The sequence below is a fragment of the Desulfosarcina cetonica JCM 12296 genome (assembly GCF_001311845.1).
Lineage (GTDB): Bacteria > Desulfobacterota > Desulfobacteria > Desulfobacterales > Desulfosarcinaceae > Desulfosarcina > Desulfosarcina cetonica.
The window spans coordinates 1-11,114 of record NZ_BBCC01000200.1 but is presented as its reverse complement, the minus strand read 5'-3'; the positions used below and the strand labels follow the sequence as shown (position 1 = coordinate 11,114).

Annotated in this window: 11 protein-coding genes and 1 tRNA gene; 4 read left to right on the top strand and 8 right to left on the bottom strand. The window is 55.0% G+C overall.

Going from position 1 to position 11,114, the window contains the following annotated elements; genetic code table 11:
* From JCM12296_RS28410 to JCM12296_RS28390, 7 genes are all read right to left on the bottom strand, one after another.
* Positions 1-1,413 (bottom strand): methyl-accepting chemotaxis protein (locus JCM12296_RS28410; RefSeq protein ID WP_054700134.1); only part of this gene is annotated, 1,413 nt, incomplete at its 3' end.
* Between the two features lie 77 nt (positions 1,414-1,490).
* Positions 1,491-2,060 (bottom strand): chemotaxis protein CheW, encoded by a 570-nt coding sequence (locus tag JCM12296_RS28405; RefSeq protein WP_054700132.1) that lies wholly within the window; start codon positions 2,058-2,060, stop codon positions 1,491-1,493.
* Between the two features lie 22 nt (positions 2,061-2,082).
* Complete coding sequence (locus tag JCM12296_RS28400) at positions 2,083-2,469, bottom strand: hypothetical protein (RefSeq protein ID WP_157067969.1); 387 nt, start codon at positions 2,467-2,469, stop codon at positions 2,083-2,085.
* 337 nt (positions 2,470-2,806) lie between these two features.
* Entirely contained in the window at positions 2,807-3,082 is a 276-nt protein-coding gene (locus JCM12296_RS45990) for a hypothetical protein (protein WP_246805011.1), read from the bottom strand.
* On the bottom strand, positions 3,079-3,192 hold the full coding sequence (locus JCM12296_RS51630; RefSeq protein ID WP_479690886.1) for an AAA-type ATPase lid domain-containing protein: 114 nt from the start codon (positions 3,190-3,192) through the stop codon (positions 3,079-3,081). The genes JCM12296_RS45990 and JCM12296_RS51630 overlap by 4 nt, the downstream gene beginning before the upstream one ends.
* Positions 3,153-4,226: a sigma-54-dependent transcriptional regulator gene (locus JCM12296_RS28395; protein WP_246805010.1), complete on the bottom strand. Its 1,074-nt coding sequence runs from the start codon at positions 4,224-4,226 to the stop codon at positions 3,153-3,155. Before JCM12296_RS28395 ends, JCM12296_RS51630 begins: the two co-directional genes overlap by 40 nt.
* A 281-nt stretch (positions 4,227-4,507) precedes the next feature.
* Positions 4,508-4,583 (bottom strand) — tRNA-Ala (locus JCM12296_RS28390).
* Positions 4,584-4,948: 365 nt separating this feature from the next.
* Between JCM12296_RS28390 and JCM12296_RS28385 the strand changes: the two genes are divergently transcribed.
* The 4 genes from JCM12296_RS28385 to JCM12296_RS28370 all read left to right on the top strand — a co-directional run bounded on the left by JCM12296_RS28385 (position 4,949) and on the right by JCM12296_RS28370 (position 10,745).
* Positions 4,949-6,550 (top strand): peptidylprolyl isomerase, encoded by a 1,602-nt coding sequence (locus tag JCM12296_RS28385; protein ID WP_054700128.1) that lies wholly within the window; start codon positions 4,949-4,951, stop codon positions 6,548-6,550.
* A 537-nt stretch (positions 6,551-7,087) separates the two neighbouring features.
* Positions 7,088-7,522: a type IV toxin-antitoxin system AbiEi family antitoxin domain-containing protein gene (locus tag JCM12296_RS28380; protein ID WP_054700126.1), complete on the top strand. Its 435-nt coding sequence runs from the start codon at positions 7,088-7,090 to the stop codon at positions 7,520-7,522.
* A 299-nt stretch (positions 7,523-7,821) separates the two neighbouring features.
* The gene (locus tag JCM12296_RS28375) at positions 7,822-10,107 is read left to right on the top strand and encodes a M16 family metallopeptidase (protein WP_054700124.1); all 2,286 of its coding nucleotides are present in this window, start codon (positions 7,822-7,824) and stop codon (positions 10,105-10,107) included.
* On the top strand, positions 10,107-10,745 hold the full coding sequence (locus JCM12296_RS28370; protein WP_083456604.1) for a M16 family metallopeptidase: 639 nt from the start codon (positions 10,107-10,109) through the stop codon (positions 10,743-10,745). The genes JCM12296_RS28375 and JCM12296_RS28370 overlap by 1 nt, the downstream gene beginning before the upstream one ends.
* A 113-nt stretch (positions 10,746-10,858) precedes the next feature.
* Here the strand turns inward: JCM12296_RS28370 and JCM12296_RS40400 are convergent.
* Positions 10,859-11,114 (bottom strand): hypothetical protein (locus JCM12296_RS40400; protein WP_054700121.1); only part of this gene is annotated, 256 nt, incomplete at its 5' end.

The following is an 11,114-nucleotide window of genomic DNA, read 5'->3' as shown; positions in this document are numbered from 1 at the left end:
CTCGCCTGCCCGCGCCGCCTCCACCGCCGCGTTCAATGCCAAGAGATTGGTCTGGAAAGCGATTTCGTCGATGGTCTTGATGATCTTGGAGGTCTCCTCACTGGCCTTGGAAATCTCCTCCATGGATTGGATCAGATCGCCCATGGATTGATTGGCCGCTGTCACCACCTGGTTGGCTTCTTTCATCAGCGTGTCCGCCTGGCTGGCGTTATCCGCGTTCTGCCGCGTCATGGAAGACATCTCCTCCAGCGAGGAAGAGGTCTCCTCGATGGAGGCCGCCTGCTCCGACGCCCCTTCAGCCAGGCTCTGGCTGGCACTCGATACCTGTCCCGAGGCCGCGGCCACTTGCTCGGCGCCCTCGCTAAGGCCTTCCACGACACGGTTGATGGCACGCGTGATGCTGCGGGTAATAAAAAATGCCATCAATACGCCGATCACCAAAGCACATACCAAGCCGGTAATCATTACGTGGGTAGCCGTAGACAGGCTGGCATCGGCCATTTTGGCAATTCCCAGGGTTTCATCGATACCGGCGTTGGAGGTGGCCTGGGTGTTTTCCAGTACACTTCCGGCCACCACCGTGCGCTGCTTGTCCAGGTTCTCCCGGTTGAGCCACTCCGTGAGGAATTGCGTCATGGCGTCTTTATACTGTTTGGCAGCAACCCGAATGGCTTCGATCTGCCGGATATTGACTTCCTGCCGGGTCATCGCCGCCAGTTGATCCAGCTTCTTTTCAACATCATCAAGTTTGGCGATGGTGTTTTTCAGCAGTTGCGGATCACGGGTCGCCTGGGATTTGAAATTGCCGATGCGTACGGCGTTGCCCGCATCAATGATATCATGCACCATGGTGATCTTGGACAGTCGTTCGATGATCCTCTCGGCAGATGCCGCATCTCGGAGTTCCGTTTCGACGGCCTTGGTCTGGGAAACCATGAAATTGCTGCTCTCGTGCATGTAGGTTGCCGCCGCAGTATCCATATGCTCACGTAATTTCGCCAAATTCGATATGACTTGGGCGGTTTCATCCACCAACTGCTCGTATTCGGCGATCCCTTTCTGCGCCAATGGCACAGCGGCCTTCAGTTTCACCAAGTGGGGTGAGCGATCAGCCAAGGCTTTGATTTCGTTGAGATGTTGATTCAAAAGGTCCATCTGTTTGTGCCCATCTTTGAGGAATTCCTCTTGTTCGGTAGCGGAATAGCCCCGGATCGCAAACATGGTTAAGAGCGAATAGCGCTCGACTTCGTTGGATAGCTGCACTTCCGGTGCATACTCTTCAGCCAACTTCTTGGATTCCGTTCCCACCTGGCCCATGTTCCATACCGCAACGCCGCCCAAAACCATCGCGATGAGGATCAGGATGCCGAATCCCATGCCAATTCTTGTGCCCAGCTTCATATTCTTGAACACGCTTGTTCTCCTTATTGTTGTTGATAATGGAAGCAACTGCTCAGTCGTTTCTGATCAAATGGCTGACAGGCAACCGCTCAGGCCGCTTTGGCCAAAGCGGCCAGTTCGTCGGCGCCGAGAACTTCATCGATGTCCAGAAGAATCTTTACCTTGCCGTCCATTTTGGCCATTCCCAAAATATAATCGGTATTCAGCGAGGCGCCGAAGGTCGGGGTATCCTCGATGTCCTCACCCTTTATATTGAGCACCTCACTCACCGAATCGACGACGATACCAATGACGACATCGAGGTCAAGGGCGCTGATTTCGACGACGATGATGCAGGTGCGATCATCATATTCGATCGACGGCATGCCGAAGCGCAGCCGCAGGTCCACCACCGGAATCACCTTTCCCCGCAGATTGATCACGCCTTTGACAAACGCGGGTGTCTGGGGAACCCCAGTGATCGGCATCATCCCGATAATTTCCTTGATTTTCAAAATACCGATGCCGTACTCCTCTTCCACCAGTGAAAAGGTGAGATACTTGCCTTCCCGATCGACCTCACTGCCGGATTCGAACTCCGCCGTTTCCGACGGATTGAGGGTATCGGTCCTGGATTGTGGATTGCCTGGATCCACTGCGTTTTGTTTCGATATGGCCATAAACAACCTCCTGGAGTGAGTGCTATATGCAGTCGATATGCGTTAAATTGTGGATGACCGTACCCAGTACGGAGCAAACATCACTGAAATCACTATCCAAATAGCTGATGAAGCGCGGATAGAGGGCATGTCCGGTGAAAACGGTTTGACGTTCCTGATCGGGAAGCACCAAAATGCTTCTGATGTTCTGGATCAGATCGCCCATGGCGGCAAAGCAATGAAGTTCAGAGAGATTCTGGGTTACCAATAACAGCCAGACCTCGCCTTTTACGGGGCCGCACAAGCGGCGGTTCAGGGCCGGCACATCGACGAAAAGCTCCATGTGGCACTGATCCGCCAGCCCATCCATGGCGGACAGCAAACGTCGACGCAGATTGCTTTCGGACGCATAAACGATCAATTTCATCATCGGAGTCGACATCTTCATAAGCATCACCCTTACCCGTCAAGATCGTGGTTCAATGGAGTCCTTATCACCGATTATGCCAAGCGGAAGAGGCGCTCTTATTTTTTTATTTTATTTATATTTCAAGTTGTTAAAAACGAACCAGCTTGGTCTGAAACGCTTCCGCAGATCGTCTGTCCGAAAAAACCGGACCGGTTATCAAAAAAATCGGATTGATCCGATTTTTCCGGACGGAAGAAGGCGTATGACACCGGCGAAGATTCGGCATTCCTTCCAGAACGCCGCCGTCATCAATGGCAGGCACTAAAAAAGAAGGGTTGAACGGCCTCGGCCGCCATCCTCAAAGGGAAAGGTTGTGTTGCTTTAAAAGGTCATAAAACCGCGAGCGCGAGAGGCCGGAGATGTCAAGCGATTTATCCAGGCTGTTATCGGTTTGTGCCAATAACGTGGTCAGGTAGGCTTTTTCCACCTGGGAGATGATCATTTTACGGAAAGTCTTGAAGGAGGTCAGGGGCGCACAGAAGGGTTTACTGCTCACTTGGGCGGCGGGGATATAGGGCATTGCCGCTGCAGGCGTCTTCTCCAAGGCATCCTGGATGGCTGTCAGGCGAATCACCTCGGGCAAATGCCGGGCGTAGAGGGTCGGTTCGGGTCCACGTTGGCGATGGCCGTCTCCAGGGCATTGATCAGTTCACGGACATTTCCCGGCCATTCATAATGGCCCAAGCGTCGATGAAATCCGGGGAAACGGATTTATTCTCAATGCCGTAGCGCTCACAGAGTTTGGATAGGTGATAAAGGGTCAGGGGTTTGATGTCATCCAGGCGATCCTTCAATGACGGTAGGGTAATATTGATGGTCCGGATGCGGTAGAGCAGATCCTTGCGAAACCGCCCCTCGGCAACCATCTTATCCAGGTCGCGATTGGTGGCGGCGACCAGCCTGAAGTTGCTGGGCAATTCGTTTCGGCCACCGACCGGCCGATACCGGCGTTCCTGGAGCACCCGCAGAAAGACTCTCTGGATCGCCGGCGGCAGTTCTCCCACTTCGTCCAGAAACAAGGTACCGCCATCGGCCTGGGCGACCAGGCCTTGCCGGGCTTTGTCCGCGCCGGTATAAACGCCTTTTTCATGACCGAAAAGAAGGCATTCCACCAGCGTTTCCGGTAACGCGGCACAGTCGACCACAACCATGCTGCCATTACAACGCGAACTGTTGGCATGAATCGCCCGGGCGAAGATTTCTTTACCTGTTCCGGTCTCACCGGATATGAGCACATTGGCCTCGCCACTGGCAGCCCGGGCCAACTGGTCAAAGCAGGCCGTCATCGGTTTGCTGCTGCCGATCAGTCCGTTCATTTTCAAGGCGACCGGTTTGGTGCCAAGCCGGCACTTTTCCTTGCGGTAATTCAGTACCCGCTTGAGGGAGAGGGTGACCACCTGGGGGGAAGCGGCTTTCTGAATGTAATCCCAGGCACCATTTTTCACCGCGATTTCGGCACCGTCTGGATTACCGAAACCGGTCATGATAATCACCTCTGGATGGGATGGCACCTTGCGAAGACGCGAAACCACATCCAAACCGGAACCATCCGGCAGGTTGACATCCAGCAGCACGACGTCATATGCAGCGTGTTCCACTTCGCTGAGGCCTTCGTTCAAGGTTTTCCGCCAAGCCGCTTCGCAGCCCATTCGGGTGATCAAGGTCGCCAAGGTTCGAAAGACCGCATAATCATCATCTATGATGAGAATTCTTTCCATTGCTGCCGCTATTCTCCATCTCTCCACCGGCTTCCTGTCGGCAAAGGATATCTGCTCCGATGGATATCACCGTCGAACCGCCAACCATTGAGCACATGATCGGGGAGGTAGCCCGCATCGAATCGAGCCAACGGAACACGAACAATTTTTTGTCGACTAACATGTCGACTAACATATCGGTCGGTTTCGGAGGTACTTAAGCATGGAAAGAAGATGGGATGGCGGCGATTTTGCCACCAAACAAAAAAGGCCGGCAGGATATGCCGACCTTGATTGCTAAATGGTGGAGCTGAGGGGGCTCGAACCCCTGGCCTCATGACTGCCAGTCATGCGCTCTCCCAGCTGAGCTACAGCCCCAAAAAGTGAAACCGCTACCTAACAAACTTCATTTTGCATGTCAACTTAATTTTTGGAATCAATTCACGACACCTGTTTTTTTCTCCCCCATCGCCGTCATTCCACGAATCCAAACAAAACACCGCCTCTCGTGATAATGGACGTGGACAGGGAAACAGGTTGACAAAACCACCATCAGCATTTAATGTCAATCTCTTGAAAAGACGACATATTCTGATTTCCGCAAGCAACGTTTGGTTCGTCCCGCACAAGGCGGCACGGCAATCGCTCAAGCGGACCGCCACCAGGACCGAAAAACCGACAGATCACCACTCAGAGCGGGTGCTCCGCGTATCCGCCCATGGATTCAAAAGAAGAGGTTGTGAATGCTCAACGTAATGCGTAAACATGCCGGCAGTTGGATGATCAAGGTGATTCTTTTCGCCATCGTGATCGTGTTCGTCTTCTGGGGGGTCGGCAGCTTCCGATCCCGTCAGGCGTCCAAGGTCGCCACGGTCAACGGTGAGATCATCGGAATAACCGAATACCAGCAGGCCTATAACAACCTGATCGATCGCTACCGCCAACAATTCGGCACCAGCCTGAATGACAGCATGCTGAAAATGCTTCAGGTCAAACGGCAAGTGACCGAACAACTGATCAACCGTGCGATTCTCATGCAGGAGGCCGAAAAGCTTGGACTCAGGGTCTCTGACGATGAAGTCGCCGATTCAATCAAAAGAATGTCTGTCTTTCAAAGCAACGGGAGGTTCGATAACCGCCGCTATCGTGCCATTCTCACCCAGGTCCATCTGACCCCGGAAGCGTTCGAGGCCGATCAGAAAAGCGCCCTTTTGGGTGAAAAGCTGACCCGTATCGTCACCGGTGCCGCCAATGTCTCGGATATGGAAGCGCGGGAATGGTATAATTGGCAAAATGCGATGGTCAATATCGACTATGTTCTGTTCTCTCCTTCCAGCTACACGGACATTACCCCGTCAGCCGATGCCATCGCCGCTTATTTTGAGGCCCACAAAGAAAACTACAAGACAGCTCCCATGCGCAAAGCCCGGTACGTGGCTTTCGATCCCAAAGCGTACACGGACCAGATTACCGTAGATGAGGATGAAATTGTCGATTACTACGACACCCACAAGAATGAATTCAGCGACGAAAAAGCCGCGGCGGCTGAGGGGGCCGGCACAAAAACCCTTGATCAGAGCCGGCCAACGATTGTCACCGCCCTGACTGAGATCAAGGCCCGAAACCTGGCCTATGACAAGGCTGAGCAGCTTTATGGGAGCACCTACGAGAAAGAAGATCTGATTAAAAATGCAAAGAACGCTCATCTCACCGTCATGGAAACGGGGGCATTCACCAGCCGTGGTCCGGAAGCACTGGGCAGTGATCGGGAAGCCTTTGCCCGTGCGGCATTCGCGTTGAATGTCGATGACATCAGTAACGTCCAGGAGATTGGGGGGCGCTACTACCTGATTCAGGTCACCGAAATCATCCAGGCGGCCGTCCCCAAACTGGAGACCGTCCAGGGTCGCGTGACAGCCGACCTGACAAAAAAAATGCAGGCGGACAAAGCACGCGCGTCGGCGGATGCCATGGCCGCCGATTTGAAGAAGGGAACATCCTTTGCCGACAGTGCCGCCAGCCGGGGCCTGCAGATTGAACAGTCCGGACTGATTAAACGCAATGCCACCATTCCCGGCATTGGCACGGATCCAGCCATCTCTCAGGCGGCTTTTGAACTGAGCGCGGCCAACGCTTCCAGTCAGCAAGCGGTAGAAGGCAAAGCCGGATTCTACCTCCTCCATCTGCTGGAGCGCAAAGCGCCTGCCGCAGACGGCTTCGATGCCGAAAAAGAGAAAATCAGCAAGCTGTTGCTGCAGCAGAAGCAACGCACGGTGTTTCAGGATTGGATGATGGCCCGCCGGGCGGAAAGCCAAGTCACCATTGAGAAGGGGTACGCCGAGTAGGCAGATTTGCCACCGCCGGTCATTACACGACTTCGAAAGGATAGGGTAACGGCAAGATGAAACCGCCACATGGCTCCACAGAACGCGGCCGACGGGATGGGCACGTTTCAAAAAAGTGTCCGGAGTGCATGGAATACATGCCGGTGAACGCAAGCGTTTGCCCGTCCTGCAAGCTTCCCGTTGGCAAAGTCGATCGGAATGGGAAGGCATCCCGCAAAACGGACTGGAAGGCATACTTGACCGCTGTTCTTGCCTGGGCCTTTTTTTTCTTCTATATCTGGTGGGCGTTCCTTCGTGAACAGTAATACCGCTACGGTATTCTGCGACAGCAGATATGGGAACAGATATGAATGCGGAAGGCAATATGATCTACCGGTAGATTATCCGCCCGACCGAAGCGGATAGCATTCTCTTCCCCGTTTTCCGACAATCAAATTTCTCGAAACAAAGGTTGACAACCGATCATAAATATATTAGGGCTCAATTTAAATAACTAAATTCCCAGCAAAAACCGCTTTACCAAGGAGGCTTGAACGAATGAAAGATGTTCAGAAGGAACTGTTGGTCATTTCCACTGCCTTATCTTCTCTTGTTAAACAGGTAGAGAAGATAACCGAAGCGCTCGAAGCGGAGGAGAGTGGAGCAGTTGTACCGGCCAAAAGGGCCAGAGCGGCCAAGAAAGCCAAGGCAACTGTGAAAAAAGCCAAAGCATCGGCAAAAAAAGCTGCGGCAAAAAAGCAGGCGCCGACCGTCGCCGCGGAACAGGCACCAACGACAGCGGCTTCGTCGGAAACGATGCTGGACAGTATTTTTGGGATGATCAGCCGTAGCCGCAACGGCATTACCGTCGAGCGGCTTAAAAAGCGTACCGGTCTGGAAGCCCGCCAGGTGAGCAATGCCCTGTACAAATTGACCAAAAAGGGAAAGATCGAAACCATTTCCCGCGGACTCTACATCAAAAAGAAAAGCTGAAGCGACCCATCGGTTTCGCAAGGGGATATCTATCCACCTCTTACGATCGCGTTCAAGCCTTCCGCTGCAATCATGGTGATCATGGTTCCGGAAGGCTTTTTCTCCAGCATCCCGATCTTCCCGATGCCACCACCTTCCTCATCCAGTTCATTCTTCCCAGGCATGATCGATATTTTGGAATTGCCTTTTAACCGCCTTGTATTAGTATAATCCGTGTATCGTCGGAAAACGCGTTAGGCGGCTTTGGACCTGCGCTTCCGACAACCACCCAACGACCACCCGACATCGAAGGATTCCCGATGATCCACCGAGACGCGACACGCTCCAAGGAACGGACGGCATGGCTGCGGCTGATCGTCTTGCCGGTCTTTTTGTTGAGCCTGATCGGCTGGCCGGCTCCCGGCGCATTCACCCCCCACAAAAAGCCCTCTTTCCTACCCACAGCTGACGCTGCGCTGCAACCGGTAGCGGCCATGCCTGCGCCTGCCGGCTTGAATGCCAACAGCGATCTGAAAGCGGATCCGAGCATCCAATCTGGAGAACTGGCCAACGGGTTCCGTTTTCTGCTCAAACAGAATCAACGTCCGGAACAACGTGTCAGCGTTCATCTTTACATTCGTGCCGGCAGCCTGAACGAGACCGATGGTCAGCGAGGCGTCGCCCATTTTCTCGAGCACATGCTGTTCAACGGATCGACCCATTTCCCGCCCGGTGAGTTGATCCGCTACTTCCAGAGCATCGGCATGCAGTTCGGCAATGACGCCAATGCCCATACGGGCTTTGACGAAACGGTCTATGACATCATCCTGCCGGATGGCGACGCGGAGAATCTCCAAAAAGGCCTTCTCGTGATCCATGATTACGCCATGGGTGCCCTGCTCAAGGAAGAGGAAATCAAGAAAGAGCGGAGAGTCATCCTGGCGGAAATGCGTTCACGGGATTCATCGGCCTACCGGACATTGAAGGCAACCCTTGCATTTGAATTCCCGACATTCCTGGTGTCCCGACGACTGCCCATCGGCATCCCGCAGGTGGTCGGCCAGGCGGACCGCAAGCTGCTCAAAGGCTTTTACGATGCCTGGTACCGTCCGGAGAATATGGTCTTGGTCATGGTGGGTGACTTTGATATCGCCCTGGCCCAATCGCTGATCAAGCAGCAATTTGACGGCTTTACGCCCCGCGCCCCCGCGGTGGCGCAGCCCGCCCTCGGCACCATCGATCATCACGGGTTGAATGTTTTCTACCACCATGAACCCGAGGCCGGAGAGACAACGGTTCGTATTGAAACCCTGCATGAAGAGGAGCCACCGGCGGACACCGCCCAACGACGCGGCAAGGAGCTGATCGCCGTACTGGCCAATCGGATTGTCCAAAACCGCCTGGACGCCCTTCTTAAAACGCCCGACCGGCCGTTCACCTCGGCGACCGTGGGCAGCGGCCTGTATATGAATCGAATCCGCTACAGCGAAATTTCCGCCGACGGCAGCGCTGAGGAATGGGCCCGAAGCTTAAGTGCCATTGAGCAGGAACTCCGCCGGGCATTGCTTTTCGGATTCAGCCCGGCAGAATTGGAACGGGTTAAAAAAGACACGCGCAAGCAGTTGGAGAATGCAGTTCGGGAGGCACCCACGCGCAATAGCACGGCACTGGCCAGGGAAATGATTCGGGATATTGCCGAGTCCCGCGTGCCCCTGTCGCCCGAGCAAGAGCAGAAGCTGCTGGCCCCCCTGCTGGAGGCTGTGACGATCGCGGATGTTCAGAAGGCGTTCGCGGAGCGTTGGAAAGATGAACACCGGCTGGTGCTGGTGACGGGGAATGTCGACCTGGCGCGAAAAGCCTCCCGGTCACCCCAGGAAATGATCCGAAACGTATTTCTCACATCCGCCGGCAGTGGGGTTCACAGACCGACCGATGAAACCGAACCTCGCTTTCCCTACCTTCCGGCACCATCCGACGACGGACGCATCGCCTCCCGGGAAATCCTGGGAGATCTTGGCATCACCCGGATCCGTTTTGCCAATGGGGTGCGCCTGAACATCAAACCCACCGATTATAAAACCAACGAAGTATTGGCCAATCTCGTCTTTGGCGAGGGACGCGCCGCCGAACCCAAATCCCTTCCGGGGCTCAGCCTGCTGACGGGACCGACCCTGGATGAGAGTGGTTTGGGCGGCATGGATACCAATGCGCTCGAACGGGCTCTGGCCGGTAAAAGCACCTATGTGGATTTCAGAATTGGCGAAACCTATTTCAACTTCTTCGCCGAGAGTGTTCCTGGCGAGCTGGAACTGATGTTCCAGCTGCTGTATGCCCATGTCACCGATCCCGGCCTCCGAGACGATGCCATGACCCTGGTCCGGGAACGCCTGCGGCAGGAATATCAGTCCGGCATCCGATCCATCGACGGCATGCTGAAAATCGCGGGCAACCGCTACCTGGCCGGCGGCGACAGCCGTTTCGGGATACCGTCCCTTGCCGCCATCGACGCCATCGGACTGGACGACATCCGCGACTGGATCATGCCGCAGCTCCGCCAGGCCCCTCTCGAGCTTTCCATTGTCGGCGATTTTGATGAAGCGCGGTAATCGAACTGGCGCGACGCTACCTGGGTGGCCTGCCAGCGAGAAATGTTCAGACAACACCATCGCCGCCCAGGGCCGACCAGCCCCATCTTCCCGTTGGACGTACCCACCGTATCCCCGTCAAGACTGAAATTCCCAAGGCCCTGTTGGTCGCTGCCTGGCAGACGGACGATTTCTGGGACATTCGACGCACCCGCAGACTTTCGGTCCTGGCCGATGTTTTTTCGGAACGCCTGCGCCAGCAGATTCGCGAACGGCTGGGCGTCTCCTATTCGCCGTATGCCTTCAATCGGGCCAGCCGCGCCTATCCCGGTTATGGCGTCTTCCAGGCGCATGTCAATGTGGCCCCGGATCAAGTCAACGCTGTGTTGCAAGCGATCAATGCGATTGCCAGCGACCTGGCCCACAACGGCGTCAACGCGGATGAATATCGTCGGGCCATCGATCCGATGCTCACCACCATCAAGGAATACCGCCAGACCAACGGCTACTGGCTCAATAGCGTCATGACGGCATCCTCGCGTGCGCCCCAGCAGTACGAATGGCCCGCAATTTCATCGAGGACTATCAGGCCGTCAGCGCCGAGGAACTGTCCGGCTTGGCGGCGACATACCTGGTTCCGAAGCGATCCGCGGCCCTGATCATCGCACCGGCGGCGAAAAGCGAATAAAAAAGCAAGCAAACCCGCAAAAGAAAACCGCGTCCGGTTTCAGGACGCGGTTTTCTTTTAAGCTATGGTCAAACGGGTATCCGTTCAGGATTTCTGTTCCGCTTTTTCCGCGAGCGGTTTGAGCATGGCCGCCGGATCGGTGATAAAGCTGTCATACTGCCATTTCTTCACCGAAAACACCCAGGGGCCCAAGCTCTCGTTGATCATCTGGGGCGTCTTGATCGGGGGTTTTGTTTCGGCGGCTTGCTTTTCGATGGGGCCGGTCTCCGACGCCTGATCCGCCGTTGGCGGCGCGGCTGCCGTTTTGTCGTCCGGCGGCGCAGGGGCTTCCGTCGTCGGG

Bases quoted from the DNA above. Each gene is read 5' to 3' on its own strand.
- JCM12296_RS28395 (WP_246805010.1), bottom strand. From the start codon at position 4,226: ATGGAAAGAATTCTCATCATAGATGATGATTATGCGGTCTTTCGAACC.
- JCM12296_RS28380 (WP_054700126.1), top strand. From the start codon at position 7,088: ATGAAAGATGTTCAGAAGGAACTGTTGGTCATTTCCACTGCCTTATCT.
- JCM12296_RS28375 (WP_054700124.1), top strand. From the start codon at position 7,822: ATGATCCACCGAGACGCGACACGCTCCAAGGAACGGACGGCATGGCTG.
- JCM12296_RS28385 (WP_054700128.1), top strand. From the start codon at position 4,949: ATGCTCAACGTAATGCGTAAACATGCCGGCAGTTGGATGATCAAGGTG.
- JCM12296_RS28400 (WP_157067969.1), bottom strand. From the start codon at position 2,469: ATGATGAAATTGATCGTTTATGCGTCCGAAAGCAATCTGCGTCGACGT.
- JCM12296_RS28405 (WP_054700132.1), bottom strand. From the start codon at position 2,060: ATGGCCATATCGAAACAAAACGCAGTGGATCCAGGCAATCCACAATCC.